Consider the following 14,263-nt stretch of genomic DNA (forward strand, 5'->3'; position numbering starts at 1 on the left):
CCCATGGCAACGCTTGAAATCCACGACCTGCACGTCTCCGTCGAGGCGGAGAACGGCGCCCGCGAGATCCTCAAGGGCGTCGACCTGACCGTCAAGCAGGGCGAGACGCACGCCATCATGGGCCCCAACGGCTCCGGCAAGTCGACTCTCGCGTACTCCCTCGCGGGCCACCCCAAGTACACGATCACCGGGGGCACCGCCACGCTGGACGGCGAGAACCTGCTGGAGATGACCGCCGACGAGCGCGCCCGCGCCGGTCTCTTCCTCGCGATGCAGTACCCCGTCGAGGTCCCCGGCGTCTCGGTCTCCAACTTCCTGCGCACCTCCGCCACCGCCGTGCGCGGCGAGGCCCCCAAGCTGCGCACCTGGGTGAAGGAGGTCCGGGAGACCATGGAGCGCCTCCAGATGGACCCCGCCTTCGCCGAGCGCAACGTGAACGAGGGCTTCTCCGGCGGCGAGAAGAAGCGCCACGAGATCCTCCAGCTCGAACTGCTCAAGCCCAAGATCGCCGTCCTGGACGAGACCGATTCCGGCCTCGACGTGGACGCGCTGCGGGTCGTCTCCGAGGGCGTCAACCGCGTCCGGGGGACCGGCGAGGTCGGCACCCTGCTGATCACGCACTACACGCGGATTCTCCGCTACATCAAGCCCGACTTCGTGCATGTCTTCGCGCAGGGCCGGATCGCCGAGTCCGGCGGTGCGGAGCTGGCCGACAAGCTGGAGAACGAGGGCTACGAGGCATACGTGAAGGGTGGCGTCACCGCGTGACACAGTTGCCGGGCCTTCTCGACACCGAGGCGATCCGTAAGGACTTCCCGATCCTGGACCGGGTGATCCATGACGGCAAGAAGCTCGTGTACCTGGACTCCGCAGCGACCTCGCAGAAGCCGCGCCAGGTACTCGACGCGCTGAGTCAGTACTACGAGCGGCACAACGCGAATGTCCACCGCGGCGTGTACACCGTCGCCGAGGAGGCCACGGCGCTGTACGAAGGCGCCCGCGACCGGATCGCCGCCTTCATCAACGCACCCAGCCGCGACGAGGTGATCTTCACCAAGAACGCCTCCGAGTCGCTGAACCTCGTGGCCAACATGCTCGGCTGGGCCGACGAGCCCTACCGGGTCGACCACGAGACCGAGATCGTCATCACGGAGATGGAGCACCACTCCAACATCGTGCCGTGGCAGCTGCTCGCGCAGCGCACCGGCGCGAAGCTGAAGTGGTTCGGCATCACCGACGAGGGCCGTCTCGACCTGTCGAACCTCAACGAGATCATCACCGAGAAGACGAAGATCGTCTCCTTCGTGCTGGTCTCCAACATCCTGGGCACCCAGAACCCGGTCGAGGCGATCGTCCGCCGCGCCCAGGAGGTCGGCGCGCTGGTCTGCATCGACGCCTCGCAGGCCGCCCCGCACCAGGTGCTGGACGTCCAGGCGCTCCAGGCCGACTTCGTGGCGTTCACCGGCCACAAGATGGTCGGCCCGACCGGGATCGGCGTGCTCTGGGGCCGGCAGGAGCTGCTGGAGGACCTGCCGCCGTTCCTCGGCGGCGGCGAGATGATCGAGACCGTCTCGATGCACTCGTCGACGTACGCCCCCGCGCCGCACAAGTTCGAGGCGGGTACGCCCCCGATCGCCCAGGCCGTCGGCCTCGGCGCGGCCGTGGACTACCTCGCCGCGATCGGCATGGACAAGATCGCCGCGCATGAGCACGCGATCACCGAATACGCGGTCCAGCGGCTGCTGGAAGTCCCCGACCTGCGGATCATCGGCCCGACGACGGCCGAGGACCGGGGCGCCACGATCTCGTTCACGCTGGGTGACATCCACCCGCACGACGTGGGCCAGGTCCTGGACGAGCAGGGCATCGCGGTCCGGGTCGGCCACCACTGCGCGCGGCCGGTCTGCCTGCGGTACGGAATTCCCGCGACGACACGGGCGTCTTTCTATCTGTACTCCACTCCGGCCGAGGTCGACGCCCTGGTCGAGGGGCTGGAGCACGTCCGTAACTTCTTCGGATGAGGACGAGAAGGGCTGGCTGTCCGTGAAGCTGGATTCCATGTACCAGGACGTCATCCTGGACCACTACAAGCACCCCCACGGGCGCGGCCTGCGGGACGGCGACGCCGAGGTGCACCATGTCAATCCGACGTGCGGCGACGAGATCACGCTGCGGGTGCGGTACGAGGGCTCGCTGATCGCGGACGTCTCGTACGAGGGGCAGGGCTGCTCGATCAGCCAGGCCAGCGCGTCCGTGCTCAACGATCTGCTGGTGGGCAAGGAACTGGCGGAGGCGCGGAAGATCCAGGGCGCCTTCCTGGAACTGATGCAGTCCAAGGGCCAGCTGGAGCCGGACGACGCGATGGAGGAGCTGCTGGAGGACGCGATCGCGTTCTCCGGCGTCTCGAAGTACCCCGCCCGAGTGAAGTGCGCCCTGCTGAGCTGGATGGCGTGGAAGGACGCGACGGCCCAGGCTCTGGGCGACAGCGCGACGAAGGAGACGGCATGAGCGAGAACGAGACCCTGACCATGAAGCCGGCCTCGGAGGACGAGGTCCGTGAGGCCCTGTACGACGTCGTCGACCCCGAACTGGGTATCGACGTCGTCAACCTCGGGCTGATCTACGGCATCCACATCGACGACGCGAACATCGCCACCCTCGACATGACCCTGACGTCGGCGGCCTGCCCGCTGACCGATGTGATCGAGGACCAGGCCAAGGCGGCGACGGACGGCATCGTCAACGAGCTGAAGATCAACTGGGTCTGGATGCCCCCGTGGGGCCCGGACAAGATCACGGACGACGGCCGCGAGCAGCTGCGCGCGCTGGGCTTCAACGTCTGAGCGTTCCGTCCCACTGGGGCTGTCCTTTTGGCGCCGTTCCATGGGTGCCGTCCCACTGGCGTTCCCGAAGGCCCCACGACCGGCGACCGGTCGTGGGGCCTTCCGCGTCGGCCCGTTGCCGGTGGTGAAGTGAAGCGGCTACGGCCACGAGGAGCTGCCTCGGTGAACCGCGAACTCGACCTTCCCCGTGCCCGGTGGCGTAAGAGCTCGTACAGCGGTGGGGACAACAACTGTGTTGAACTGGCCGTATTCGGTGGTCAGGGCCCTGACCAGGGCGGTCGCCCAGGTCGGGTCGGTGCGGACTGTGCCGAGCACGCGCCAGTTTTCGAGGTGGGCGAAGCCGTGCTGCACCGGTGCCCGGATCGCTGCCGGTGCGGTGTTCGACAGCTTCTGTCCTCGTGTTTCGATCAGCGGTCGATGGCGGCCATGTTGTCCGCGTCGTAGCGCTCGCCGGAGGCCCGGGGCAGGTCGTTCAGGCGGGCGACGTGGCCGGCGGTGAGCTCGATGTGGTCGGCGGCGGCGTTCTCCTCCAGCCGGGCGACTCGCTTGGTGCCGGGGATGGGCGCGATGTCGTCACCCTGGGCGAGCAGCCAGGCCAAGGCGACCTGCGCGGGCGTGGTGTCGATCTCGGCGGCCACGGCCCGGACCTCGTCGACGATGCGCAGGTTGCGTTCCAGGTTGCCGTCGGCGAAGCGGTGGTTGGTACGGCGCCAGTCGTCGGCGTCAAGATCGTTCAGGGAGCGGATGTTGCCGGTCAGGAAGCCGCGGCCAAGCGGGGAGTACGGCACGAAGCCGATACCCAGTTCGCGCAGGACAGGCAGGATCTCGGCCTCCGGGTCGCGGGTCCACAGGGAGTATTCGGACTGGACCGCGGTGACCGGATGCACGGCGTGAGCGCGGCGGATCGTGGCGGGGCCGGCCTCCGACAGGCCGATGTGGCGGATCTTGCCTTCGGCCACCAGTTCGGCCAGCGCGCCAACGGTCTCTTCGATGGGCGTGCCGGGGTCCACCCGGTGCTGGTAGTAGAGGTCGAGGTGGTCGGTACCCAGGCGCTTCAGTGATCCCTCCACGGCCAGGCGGATGTTGGCCGGGGTGCTGTCCGGGGACGTGACACCGGTGTGGGAGATCAGTCCGAACTTGGTCGCCAGCACCACCTCGTCCCGGCGCCCCTGCAGGGCCCGGCCGACCAGCCCCTCGTTGATGAAGGGGCCGTACCCCTCAGCGGTGTCGATATGGGTGACCCCGAGGTCCAGAGCGCGGTGGATCGTGCGGATCGACTCGTCGTCGAACTGGCCGGCGCCGGTGTAGAACGCCGACATTCCCATGGCTCCGAGACCGATGCGCGAGACCTTGAGGCTGCCGAGCGAAACGGTTTTCATGGCGCGGACTTCCCTTCCCATCAATTAAGTACCGGTCGGTGCAGAACGCTAGCACATCAAGACCTGTCGGTACTGAACTGCATTCGCCACCTTGTGGGGATGGAACTGCTGGTCAGCGGTGATCTGTACCGAGTGGTACGCTTGTGGCATGGGCGACTCCCGTAGGGCCGTCATGGGTCGGCCTCGAGAATTCGACATCGACCAGGCGCTGGAACGCGCGATGCGGGTGTTCTGGGCCCGAGGGTACGAAGGTGCGAGCCTCGCTGAACTGACCGGCGCCATGGGGATCACCAAGACGAGCATGTACGCGGCCTTCGGCAGCAAGGAGCAGTTGTTCCGCAAGGCCCTCCAGCGCTACGGCGCGGGGCCGGCCGCCTACGCCACGCGCGCCCTGGAGGAGCCCACTGCACGGGCCGTGGCCTTGGCGTTCCTCCGCGGAGCGGTCCGCACCACGACCCCTCCCGGCGGCCCCTCCGGGTGCCTGACCGTGCAGGGTGCGCTGGCGTCGAGCGACGGGAGCCGGGCCGTCCACGACCTGCTTGTCGACTGGCGCAACGACGCGGGAGTCCGCCTTGAGGAGCGCTTCCGGCGCGCCGTCGACGAGGGTGATCTTCCGTGCAACGCCGACCCTCGGTGTCTTGCCCGGTTCATCATGGCGATGGGTTTCGGCATCGCGGTGCAGGCCGCCAACGGCCTCGGTACTGCTGAGCTCGATGAGATCGTCGACACGGCGTTGCTCGGCTGGCCCGCATAGCGGCTGCACCCCTTCGTTCGCCCCGGTGGAACCATCTCCTCGCATGAGGGCCGTGACGGTGCGGCAAAACTTCGGTACCGTTCGGGACAGAAGTTTCGGACAGCGGTTCCTCCCCCTGCCGACGATCACCGCGAGGAAACCGTCAAGGGCCGTCGCGAAACACCGAGCATGACCTCCGCTCCGGGGGCCGAAGAAGGGGATCATGTCCCACACCGACCTGCGTGAGTTCTACCTGCGCTACATCGGGGCGCTCAACGCCCACGAGATCTACCGCATGGGCGAGTTCATCGACGACGAGACCACCCTGAACGGCGAGCCGGGCACTCGGGACCAGGTCATCGCTGTGCTGAACGGCGACATCGACGCGGTCCCGGACTTTCACTGGGAGCCCCGGGAGATCGCGGTCGACGGTGATCGCCTGGCCGCCCGTCTGACCAACACGGGCACGCCCGCCAAGGAGTGGCTCGGCGTGGCTCCCACCGGCGCCTCGTTCGAGATCGTCGAGTACGCCATCTATCAGGTTCGTGACGGGCGGTTCGTGCACATGACGGCCCTGCACGACGCCGAGACCCTGAGGCGGCAGCTCGGTGCCTGACCCCCGTAAGCCGATCGGTGTCGGCATCGTCGGCCTGAGCGCCACGGGAGGCTGGGCGGCCGGGGCTCACCTGCCCGCGCTGAGCGCCGTCGACGGGATCGAGCTTCGCGCGCTGGCGGCGAGCTCCGAAGCCTCGGCCCGGGCCGCGGGAGCGGCGTACGGCGTACCCGCGTACACGTCGGTCGAGCAGCTCGCCGGCGACGAGAACGTCGACCTCGTTGTTGTCGCCGTCAAAGTGCCCCAGCATCGCGAACTCGTGTTGCCCGTGCTGAAGGCGGGCGTGCCGGTGCTCTCCGAGTGGCCGCTCGCCGTCGACCTGCGCGAGGCCGAGGAGATGGAGCGTGCCGCCGGGACGACGCGCACCTTCGTCGGTCTTCAGGGACGCTCCTCGCCTACCTTCCGCCGGCTGGCCGACCTCGTGTCCGAAGGATTCGTGGGGGAAGTGCTCTCCGCCACCGTCGTGGCGTCGTCGACCGAATGGGGCACTCCGGTGTCTCCGAGCATGGTCTACACGCTCGACCGCAAGCTCGGGGCCACGATGCTGACCATCGCGTTCGGACACGCGATCGACCTGGTGTCGATGGTCGTCGGCGAGCTTCAGGATGTGGTCGCCACGACCGCGACCCGGCGCCGCCAGGTTCCCCTCGGGCGCACCGGGCAGGTCGTTCCGATGACCGCCGAGGACCAGATCGCGATCTCGGGCACCGTGGCGGGCGGGGCGATCCTGTCCGTCCACCACCGTGGAGGCGCGGCATCGGGTGCAGGGTTCTCTCTGATCATCGACGGCACGGAGGGGAGACTTGAGATCACCGCCGCCGAGTTCCCGCACCTCGGTCCGGTCACGGTGCGTGGCACACGCAACGGCGGTCGGCCTACGAAGGTCACGCTGCCCAGCGGCTACGACGACCATCCCGGCCTGGCCGGAACGGTGAGCCACACGCTGGCGCACGCCTACACCGCGATTCGGGACGATCTCATCCACGGAACGGCTGTCGCCCCGGACTTCGCCCATGCCGTCAAGCGTCACCGACTCCTTGACGCGATCGTACGGTCCGCCGCCACAGGCCGACGAAAAGCCCTCCATCCTTAGGCGCGCGGCCAGTCGATAGGCGCGCGGCCAGTCGATTTCGACACTGTCCGACATCATTTCGCCGTACCGGCCCCTGGACTCGCCACTCCGAGGCGGTACAGACGCTGCTCGACCGCCGCCTCCACGGCAAAGCCGTCCTCGATCTCGCGTAACCGACCCGCTCCGGGTCGGCTCGCGGCCTGCTTCCGGCGGGCTTCCGGGCGCGGTCAGGTCACCGTCAGGCCGCCGGAGCGTCGAACCGCGGTCGCTCCTGGAGCAGCGCGCTCAGGTCGTGGCCCGGACGGATCTCCGCGGGCTGCTCGCCCCGCCGGAAGACCACGGCTCCGGCCTCGATGCCGCCGAGGGTGAGCCGGTCGCCCTCCCGGCGCAGCCAGGTGCCCTCGCGGAGGCCGACCACGGGGACGTCGTTCTCCTCCAGGAACTGCTCCAGCCGCTCGGCCCGGGTCTCGCCCATGTGCGCGGTGGCGGGGCTGCCGTCCAGATAGTGGGGGTTGATCTGGAACGGCAGCAGGCCCAGCGCCTCGAAGCTCGGAGGCTGGACGATGGGCATGTCGTTGGTGGTGCGCAGCGTCGGGCAGGCCATGTTGGTGCCCGCGCTCGACCCCATGTAGAGCGCGCCGGCGCCGGTCCGTTCGCGGATCGCCCGGACCAGGTCACGTTCGTGCAGCGCCTTGAGCAGCCGGAAGCTGTTGCCGCCGCCGACGAACACCGCCTCCGCGCCCCGCACCAGTTCCGCCGGGTCCGACGCCGTGTGGGCGCCGGTCACCTCCACCCCCAGGGGCGCGAGCGCCTCGGCGACGCGCGCGGTGTAACCGTCGTGGTCGGCGAGGGCGTACGGCACGAAGACCAGCCGGCGCCTGCCGTCGAGCGCTGCGCGGATCTCCTCCTGTGCGTGGTCGAGGTAACCGCGTCCGGGGGCCGTGGAGTTCGAGAGCAGCAGCAACCGCATGGTGGCCTTGGCCTTTCCTGGGGGAGAGGGAGTTCGGGGTCTGGTGTCAGCGGGCGCCGGACGCTCCGTCGCGCCGTGGCCGTACGGGCGTCAGCAGCCGGCCCAGATCCGCCGCGCACTGGAGCAGCGGCGCGACCAGTTCCGCCTTGCGGGTGCGGAACACATCAAGCGGGGCGGCCAGGGACAGGGTGCCCACCGCGCGTCTGCCCACCGTCACCGGGGCGGCGAGCGCCGCGGTTTCCGGATCGTACTCGCCCTCGGAGTACGCGTAGCCCTTGCGCCGGACCTCGGCGAAGAGCTCCTCCAGCTGTACGGGATCGGTCAGCGTACGGTCGCTGAACCGCGCCATGGGGCGACCGTACAGCAGCGCCGCCCGGTCGCCCGGCGGGAGCATACCGAAGTAGGCGCGGGAGGTGGCCCCGGCGTGCGCCGGGTACAGCTCGCCCGCGAGGCCGTAGATGCGCAGGGGGCCCGTCGCGCCGTCCACCGCCGTGACGCAGCGCATGTGGACCCCGTCGGGCACGGCGAACAGCGCGCCGACCCCCACCGACTCGGCCACCGCGCGCAGCGGGGGGCGGACCAGGCTGGCCAGCCCGCCGTCCCGCTCCCACACCCGGGCGAGGTGCCACACGGCGGGGCCGAGCCGGTAGCGGCGCGAGCGCTTGTCGGAGACCAGGAACCCGCGGTAGGCCAGCGCGGCCAGCAGCCGCTGGGCCACGGATTTGTCCAGGCCGAACTCGGTCGCGACCTCGGTGACGCCCCACTCCGCGTGCTCGCGGTCGAAGGAGAGCAGCAGGCTGAGAACGCGGTCCGCGGTCTGGAGGGGCGGTGTTTCCGTTACCGGTGTTCTGTCAGTCATGGCTGAATCGTAAACAATCCCGGATATCGAGAAACCATTGCGCCCTGTGGGCCATGAGGCGGACTCTGAGCCAGGTCGGCGTGAAACCAATGCGACCGGGAGCTGTCGAGTCGTCGCGCTGTCGAGATGGTCGAGTTCTTGAGTGGCCGGGTTCTTGACCCGCTCTCGATCCGCTGCCGGGGCGATCCCCCGCCAGCCGCGAGCCGCGTGGAACTCCCCGCATCAGGCCGCCGCACCTGCCTGAACACCGTTGAGAGGTCCTCCCTTGCTGAAGCACGTCCTTGAGATCATCGAACTCCTCGACCGCCCCCAGACCAGTGGCGAACTGCTCGCCGCGCATCTGCGGGCCGTCCAGGCCGCGGCCGGCGCCGACGCGCGTACGGCGCCGCGGATCGAGGTACGCACGGTCGAGGGCGACCAGGGCAGCACGGACTTCGTCTCCGTGACCGTCCCCGGCCGGAACGGCCGGCTCGCCGGTGGTGACGCGCCGACCCTCGGTGTGCTCGGCAGGCTCGGCGGAGTGGGTGCCCGGCCGGAGCGCGTCGGGCTGGTCTCCGACGCCGACGGCGCCGTCGCGGCACTGTCGGCCGCGGCGAAGCTGCTGGACATGCACGCCCGCGGCGATGTCCTGGACGGCGATGTGATGATTTCCACCCATGTGTGCGGCTGGGCTCCCACCCGTCCGCACGACCCGGTACCGTTCATGGACTCCCCGGTGGACACGCTGGTGTGCAACCGCGAGGAGATCTCGCCCGAGATGGACGCGGTCGTGTCCATCGACACCACCAAGGGCAACCGGCTGCTCAGCCACCGCGGGATCGCGCTGTCGCCGACCATCCTCCAGGGCTGGATCCTGCGGGTCAGCGAGGACCTGCTGTCGGTCCTGGAGACCGTGACCGGCGAGCCCGCGCGGGTGCTGCCCGTCACCACGCAGGACATCACCCCGTACGGCAACGGGGTGCACCACATCAACTCCATCCTCCAGCCCGCCGTCGCCACCGAGGCGCCGGTGGTCGGCCTCGCGATCACCGCGGCCACGCCGGTGGCCGGCTGCGCCACCGGCGCCAGCCACGAGACCGACATCGCGGCCGCCGCCCGGTTCGCGATCGAGACCGCCAAGGAGTTCGGCCGCGGGGTCGCCCGGTTCCACGACGCGGACGAGTTCGCGCGGCTGGTGGAGCTGTACGGACCCATGACCCAGCTGCAGGCGCCCGCCTCGGCGCAGTGACCTGGGGCCGGTCCGGGCGTGCCCTGCCCGGACCGGCTCACCGCCCTTGACCGGACCGGCTCACCCCCGCCGGACCGACTCGCCCCGCCTGGACCGGCTCATCCCGCCCGGACCGGCTCACCGCCCTTGACCGGACCGGCTCACCCCGCCCGGACCGACTCGCCGCCGCTGCCGAAGCCCGACCGTCTTTTGCCGGACCGCCGAGCGCCGGACCGCCGTTTTTCCGCTTCCTCCGCTCCCTCGCCTTCCCTGCCGCAGTCCCCCGCCACCAGTCCCGTCGCGTCGTCCCCACCCAGGAGTCCCCTTGAACCCGAGAGCTTCGACCGCCGCGCCGGCCACGGCGGCGCCGACGGAACGGCACCCCAGAGCCTTCGAGCCGATCACGCTCGTCATCACCCTCGCGATGTCGGTCCTCGGCGCCCTGATCGGCATCGTGCTGATCACCTCGCTCGGCATCTCCCCCAACACGGCGGTGATCGGCGCCCTGATCGCGATGATGATCGGCCGGATCCCGCTCGGCGCGCTGATGCGGATGCGCTCCCAGCACCGGCAGAACCTGGTGCAGTCGGCGATCTCCGGCGCCACGTTCGCCGCCGCGAACTCCCTGCTCACCCCGATCGCGGTGCCCTTCGCGCTGGGCCGTACCGACCTGGTGTGGCCCATGCTGGGCGGCGCCGCCATCGGGCTGGCCGTCGACAGCTGGGTGCTGTACCGGGTCTTCGACTCCAAGCTGCTGCCGGCCACCAACTCCTGGCCCGCGGGCATCGCCGCCGCGGAGACCATCAAGGCCGGGGACAGCGGCGGACGCAAGGCCGCGGTGCTCGGGGTGAGCGCGGTCGTCGGCCTCGTCGGCGCCCTGTTCAAGCTCCCCACCAGCGCCGCGGGTGTCGGCTTCCTGGGCAACATATGGGCGCTGCTGATGTTCGGCACCGGCCTGACCGTCGCTCAGTACGCCCCCGAGCTGCTGGACGTGAACCTCACCGCCGACCGGGTGCCGCACGGCCTGATGATCGGCGCCGGGCTGGTGGCCCTGGTGCAGGCCCTGCTGCTGATGAGGGGCCGTAAGGGACGGGGCCGTACCGGCAGCTCGGACCACACCGGCGCAACGGATGCCGTGGACACCACGGGCAGCCCGGCGGCCGACGCCGAGCACGGACCCACGGTCGGGGCGGCGCGGCTGCGCCGCGGGCTGCTGGAAGGCATGGTGCTCTTCCTCTGCGGCGCGGTCGTGGTCGCCGTCGCGGGCGGCGTGGTGGCCGGGATGTCCCTGCCCGCCCTGATCGGCTGGGTGGCGCTGGCCGGCGCCGCCGCCCTCGTGCACCAGCTCATCGTGGGGCTGGCGGCGATGCACTCCGGCTGGTTCCCCGCCTTCGCCGTCACCCTGATCGTGCTGATCGTCGGCCTGGTCCTGCACATTCCCACCGTGCCGCTCGCCCTGCTGGTGGGGTACACCGCCTCCACCGGCCCCGCCTTCGCCGACCTCGGCTACGACTTCAAGGCCGGGTGGCTGCTGCGCAAGGACGCCGCCCCGTGGCTCCCCTTCGAGATGGAAGGGCGGCGCCAGCAGTACCTGGCCCAGCTCGTCGGTTTCGGCGTCGCGCTCGTCGTGGTCGCCATCGCCTGGAAGTCCTTCTTCGCGGACGGCCGGATCCCGCCGGTCTCCGAGGTCTATGTCACCACCATCAAGACCGGCCTCGACCCCGACACCCTGCGGACCATGCTTCTGTGGGCCATCCCGGGCGCGCTGATCCAGTTCATCGGCGGCTCGTCCCGGCAGATGGGTGTCCTGCTGGCCACCGGGTTGCTCGTGGCCACGCCCAATGCCGGCTGGATGGTGCTCGGGGCGCTCGTCATCCGCCGGGGCTACACGATGTGGCGCCGCCGCGGGCTGACCGACCGTGCCGCGCGCAAGGAGTCCGACGAGCAGGCCGAGAACGATCTGTCCCTGGTCGGTGCCGGACTGGTCGCGGGCAGCTCGCTGAACGACGTGGGCCAGCTGACCAAGGTCATGTGACCCGGGCGGGGAACTCCGCTCGGCTCCCGCTCGGCTCCCGCCCGGCTCCCCGCCGGCGCTCCGCCGCCCCTCCTCCAGCTTTCCCTCCGACTCTCGCCTCCAGCTCTCTCTGAAGGAGTGACACATGGACGTCCCGGACAGCGCCGCGAATCCGCCGGCCCCGCTCGCTCTCGGACTGGTCACCATCGGCCAGGCCCCGCGCTCCGATCTCCGTCCGGACGCCGAACCGCTGCTGCCGGGCGTACGCCTGGTCGAGCACGGCGCGCTCGACAACGACCGGTTCGACGGCGAGGCCGGGCAGGAGACCCGCCGTCTGCTGGCCCCCGAGCCCGGTGAGGCTCCGCTGGTCTCCCGGCTGCGGGACGGCGGCTCCGTGGTGCTCGGGCACGCGGCACTGATCCCCCGTATGGAAGAGGCCGTCGCCCGCGCGGAGCGCGACGGCGCCGCCGCGACGCTTCTGCTGTGCACCGGACACTTCCCCGCCGTGCCGGCGACCCGGCCGCTGCTCTTCGCCGAACCGCTGGTGCAGCAGGCCGTCGCGGCCATCGTCGGCACCGATCCGGTCGGCGTCGTCTGCCCCCACCCCGACCAGGCCGAGGACGTGGCCCGGCGGTTCTCCGAGGTCCTGCCGGGCCGCGTCCTGGCCGCCGGCGCCAATCCGTACGCACCGCGCGAACGCGCCCTCGACGAGGTCGCCGAGGCCGCCCGGACGCTCGCGGACGGCGGCAGTTCATGGCTCGTCCTGGACTGCATCGGCTACACCGAGGAGATGCGGCGGGCCGCGGCGCGCGCCGCGGACCGTCCGGTCCTGCTGGCCCGGGCCCTCGCGGTGCGGATGGCCGGTGAGGTCGTGGCCGCGTTCCGCCGGGAGCCGTCCTGACCAGCAGACCGGCAACAAACCGGCAGCAGTCGTGACCCGCAGAGAGGACCCGTCTCCCATGAACGCCGCACCGCCAGGACCGTCGTCGCCCGTCGGCCTGGTCCGCGTCCTCACCAGCGACGATCCCGCGCTGGTCACCGCCCACGGCCGGATCCTGGAGCAGCACTTCGGCTACCCGACCGTCTCCCGCTGCATCCCGGACCAGCCGCACGGCATCCACGACGAGGAGACCGAACGGCTCGCCGAGCCCAAGATCGTGGCCCTGGTCCGTGAGCTGGCCGACGAAGGCGCCGGCACCGTGATCATCAGCTGCGCCGCGGACCCGGCGCTCGCACAGGCCCGTGCGGCCGTGGGGGTGCCGGTGATCGGCGCGGGTGCCGCGGCCGCCGCCGTGGCGCTCGGTCTGGGCACCCGGGTCGGCGTGCTGGGCATCACCGACGAGGCGCCGCCCGGCGTCCGTGCGGTACTGGGCCCGCACTTCCTCGGTGCCGTACGCCCGCGCGACGTGCACCGTACGACCGACCTTCTCGCACCGCACGGCCCGGCCGCCGTGCTGGCGGCGGCCACCGAGCTGGTGGAGGCGGGCGCGGACACCCTGCTGCTGGCCTGCACGGGGCTGACCACGATCGGGATCCGTCCGCTGCTGGAGGACCGGCTGTCGGTGCCCGCGGTGGACGCGGTGCTCGCCGCGGGGCTGATGGCCTCCTACGCCCGGATCCGCTGAGCCGCGAGGCACCGAGGCATCGGGGCCTATCGATGCGTACGGTCGTACGCATCGATAGGTACACTCGTACGCATGGGAACGGGATACGGACTGCTGGCCGTCGCCATCGCGGCCGAGGTGGGCGCGACGACCGCCATGAAGTACAGCGAGGGTTTCACCCGGCTGTGGCCCTCGGTGCTGACCGTGGCGGGGTACGTCGTCGCGTTCCTCCTCCTCTCCCAGACGCTCAAGACGCTCTCCATCGGGACGGCGTACGCGATCTGGGCCGGAGCGGGCACGGCGCTGGTCGCCGCCATCGGGATGGTGTTCATGAACGAGTCCGCGGACGCGCTCAAACTGCTGGGCATCGCCCTGGTGATCGCGGGCGTCGTCGTGCTCAACCTCGGAGGGGCCCACTGATGGCCCGCCGCTACGACCCCGAGCGCCGTCAGCGCATCATCGACGCCGCACTGCGCGTGGTCGGCCGCGCCGGTATCGCCGGGCTGAGCCACCGTACGGTCGCCGCCGAGGCCGATGTGCCGCTCGGCTCGACCACGTACCACTTCGCCTCGCTGGACGAACTGCTGGTCGCCGCGCTCCGGCAGGCCAACGAGGGGTTCGCGCGCGAGGTACGGGAGAGCGCCGCCTTCGCCCGGCCGGGGTGCGACATCGCGGGCGAGCTGGCCCGGATCACCGGGCAGTGGCTGGCCCGGGACCGTACCGGCGTCGAGCTGGAGTACGAGCTGTACCTGGCGGCCCTGCGCCGGCCCGCGCTGCGCCAGGTCGCCGCGGAGTGGAGCGACGGCGTCGCGGAGGTGCTCCATCCGCACACCGACCCCCTGACCGCGCGGGCGCTGATCGCGCTGGTGGACGGGATCTGCCTCCAGGTGCTGCTGACGGACGGGGTGTACGACGAGGAGTACGCCCGGCGGGCGCTGGCGCGGCTCATCCCGCCCGCCGTAGGTTGAC

General features: G+C 70.7%; 17 protein-coding genes. 14 read left to right on the top strand and 3 right to left on the bottom strand.

From position 1 onward, the window contains the following. The first annotated feature begins 3 nt into the window (after positions 1-3). The 5 genes from sufC to ACFXKG_RS12255 all read left to right on the top strand — a co-directional run bounded on the left by sufC (position 4) and on the right by ACFXKG_RS12255 (position 3,287). Complete coding sequence (sufC, locus tag ACFXKG_RS12235; RefSeq protein ID WP_382889350.1) at positions 4-768, top strand: Fe-S cluster assembly ATPase SufC; 765 nt, start codon at positions 4-6, stop codon at positions 766-768. Then, on the top strand, positions 765-2,021 hold the full coding sequence (locus ACFXKG_RS12240) for a cysteine desulfurase (protein WP_382889352.1): 1,257 nt from the start codon (positions 765-767) through the stop codon (positions 2,019-2,021). Before sufC ends, ACFXKG_RS12240 begins: the two co-directional genes overlap by 4 nt. Positions 2,022-2,043: 22 nt before the next feature. Beyond that, positions 2,044-2,508 carry a Fe-S cluster assembly sulfur transfer protein SufU gene (sufU, locus tag ACFXKG_RS12245; protein WP_382889354.1) on the top strand — a complete coding sequence of 155 codons (465 nt, stop codon included), beginning with the start codon at positions 2,044-2,046 and terminating at the stop codon, positions 2,506-2,508. Continuing rightward, entirely contained in the window at positions 2,505-2,843 is a 339-nt protein-coding gene (locus ACFXKG_RS12250; RefSeq protein ID WP_365808662.1) for a metal-sulfur cluster assembly factor, read from the top strand. The genes sufU and ACFXKG_RS12250 overlap by 4 nt, the downstream gene beginning before the upstream one ends. A 162-nt stretch (positions 2,844-3,005) precedes the next feature. Further along, on the top strand, positions 3,006-3,287 hold the full coding sequence (locus ACFXKG_RS12255; protein WP_384836214.1) for a DUF397 domain-containing protein: 282 nt from the start codon (positions 3,006-3,008) through the stop codon (positions 3,285-3,287). On the opposite strand, the gene ACFXKG_RS12260 is transcribed toward ACFXKG_RS12255, so the two are convergent. Then, positions 3,251-4,222: an aldo/keto reductase gene (locus tag ACFXKG_RS12260; protein ID WP_384836217.1), complete on the bottom strand. Its 972-nt coding sequence runs from the start codon at positions 4,220-4,222 to the stop codon at positions 3,251-3,253. The genes ACFXKG_RS12255 and ACFXKG_RS12260 overlap by 37 nt on opposite strands. Positions 4,223-4,370: 148 nt before the next feature. Here ACFXKG_RS12260 and ACFXKG_RS12265 point away from each other — a divergent pair, with 148 nt between their 5' ends. From ACFXKG_RS12265 to ACFXKG_RS12275, 3 genes are all read left to right on the top strand, one after another. After that, positions 4,371-4,976, top strand: coding sequence for a TetR/AcrR family transcriptional regulator (locus ACFXKG_RS12265; RefSeq protein WP_384836220.1), 606 nt, complete (start codon positions 4,371-4,373; stop codon positions 4,974-4,976). Positions 4,977-5,178: 202 nt separating this feature from the next. Beyond that, the gene (locus ACFXKG_RS12270) at positions 5,179-5,571 is read left to right on the top strand and encodes an ester cyclase (RefSeq protein ID WP_384836223.1); all 393 of its coding nucleotides are present in this window, start codon (positions 5,179-5,181) and stop codon (positions 5,569-5,571) included. Continuing rightward, positions 5,564-6,661 (top strand): Gfo/Idh/MocA family protein, encoded by a 1,098-nt coding sequence (locus ACFXKG_RS12275; RefSeq protein WP_384836226.1) that lies wholly within the window; start codon positions 5,564-5,566, stop codon positions 6,659-6,661. Before ACFXKG_RS12270 ends, ACFXKG_RS12275 begins: the two co-directional genes overlap by 8 nt. Before the next feature lie 217 nt (positions 6,662-6,878). Here the strand turns inward: ACFXKG_RS12275 and pepE are convergent, their stop codons facing one another. Both pepE and ACFXKG_RS12285 read right to left on the bottom strand, forming a co-directional pair. Further along, entirely contained in the window at positions 6,879-7,610 is a 732-nt protein-coding gene (gene pepE, locus ACFXKG_RS12280; protein WP_384836229.1) for a dipeptidase PepE, read from the bottom strand. A 46-nt stretch (positions 7,611-7,656) separates the two neighbouring features. After that, on the bottom strand, positions 7,657-8,469 hold the full coding sequence (locus ACFXKG_RS12285) for an IclR family transcriptional regulator (protein ID WP_365808673.1): 813 nt from the start codon (positions 8,467-8,469) through the stop codon (positions 7,657-7,659). A gap of 265 nt (positions 8,470-8,734) precedes the next feature. Between ACFXKG_RS12285 and ACFXKG_RS12290 the strand changes: the two genes are divergently transcribed. The 6 genes from ACFXKG_RS12290 (at position 8,735) to ACFXKG_RS12315 (ending at position 14,262) form a co-directional block, all read left to right on the top strand. Continuing rightward, the gene (locus tag ACFXKG_RS12290) at positions 8,735-9,697 is read left to right on the top strand and encodes a DUF1177 domain-containing protein (protein WP_384836232.1); all 963 of its coding nucleotides are present in this window, start codon (positions 8,735-8,737) and stop codon (positions 9,695-9,697) included. A gap of 304 nt (positions 9,698-10,001) precedes the next feature. Beyond that, positions 10,002-11,711 (top strand): OPT family oligopeptide transporter, encoded by a 1,710-nt coding sequence (locus tag ACFXKG_RS12295; protein ID WP_384836235.1) that lies wholly within the window; start codon positions 10,002-10,004, stop codon positions 11,709-11,711. Positions 11,712-11,835: 124 nt separating this feature from the next. Then, the gene (locus ACFXKG_RS12300) at positions 11,836-12,591 is read left to right on the top strand and encodes an AroM family protein (protein ID WP_384836236.1); all 756 of its coding nucleotides are present in this window, start codon (positions 11,836-11,838) and stop codon (positions 12,589-12,591) included. Between the two features lie 58 nt (positions 12,592-12,649). Next, complete coding sequence (locus tag ACFXKG_RS12305) at positions 12,650-13,315, top strand: aspartate/glutamate racemase family protein (protein ID WP_384836239.1); 666 nt, start codon at positions 12,650-12,652, stop codon at positions 13,313-13,315. A 72-nt stretch (positions 13,316-13,387) separates the two neighbouring features. Then, the gene (locus ACFXKG_RS12310; RefSeq protein WP_384836242.1) at positions 13,388-13,714 is read left to right on the top strand and encodes a DMT family transporter; all 327 of its coding nucleotides are present in this window, start codon (positions 13,388-13,390) and stop codon (positions 13,712-13,714) included. Continuing rightward, the gene (locus ACFXKG_RS12315) at positions 13,714-14,262 is read left to right on the top strand and encodes a TetR/AcrR family transcriptional regulator (protein WP_384836245.1); all 549 of its coding nucleotides are present in this window, start codon (positions 13,714-13,716) and stop codon (positions 14,260-14,262) included. The genes ACFXKG_RS12310 and ACFXKG_RS12315 overlap by 1 nt, the downstream gene beginning before the upstream one ends. Position 14,263 lies beyond the last annotated feature (1 nt).

Origin of the sequence: Streptomyces sp. NPDC059255, assembly GCF_042752355.1 — a bacterium.
Classification (GTDB): Bacteria; Actinomycetota; Actinomycetes; order Streptomycetales; family Streptomycetaceae; genus Streptomyces.

Bases quoted from the DNA above. Each gene is read 5' to 3' on its own strand.
- ACFXKG_RS12250 (WP_365808662.1), top strand. From the start codon at position 2,505: ATGAGCGAGAACGAGACCCTGACCATGAAGCCGGCCTCGGAGGACGAG.
- ACFXKG_RS12285 (WP_365808673.1), bottom strand. From the start codon at position 8,469: ATGACTGACAGAACACCGGTAACGGAAACACCGCCCCTCCAGACCGCG.
- pepE (WP_384836229.1), bottom strand. From the start codon at position 7,610: ATGCGGTTGCTGCTGCTCTCGAACTCCACGGCCCCCGGACGCGGTTAC.
- ACFXKG_RS12300 (WP_384836236.1), top strand. From the start codon at position 11,836: ATGGACGTCCCGGACAGCGCCGCGAATCCGCCGGCCCCGCTCGCTCTC.
- ACFXKG_RS12305 (WP_384836239.1), top strand. From the start codon at position 12,650: ATGAACGCCGCACCGCCAGGACCGTCGTCGCCCGTCGGCCTGGTCCGC.
- sufC (WP_382889350.1), top strand. From the start codon at position 4: ATGGCAACGCTTGAAATCCACGACCTGCACGTCTCCGTCGAGGCGGAG.
- ACFXKG_RS12270 (WP_384836223.1), top strand. From the start codon at position 5,179: ATGTCCCACACCGACCTGCGTGAGTTCTACCTGCGCTACATCGGGGCG.
- ACFXKG_RS12315 (WP_384836245.1), top strand. From the start codon at position 13,714: ATGGCCCGCCGCTACGACCCCGAGCGCCGTCAGCGCATCATCGACGCC.
- ACFXKG_RS12265 (WP_384836220.1), top strand. From the start codon at position 4,371: ATGGGCGACTCCCGTAGGGCCGTCATGGGTCGGCCTCGAGAATTCGAC.
- ACFXKG_RS12310 (WP_384836242.1), top strand. From the start codon at position 13,388: ATGGGAACGGGATACGGACTGCTGGCCGTCGCCATCGCGGCCGAGGTG.
- ACFXKG_RS12260 (WP_384836217.1), bottom strand. From the start codon at position 4,222: ATGAAAACCGTTTCGCTCGGCAGCCTCAAGGTCTCGCGCATCGGTCTC.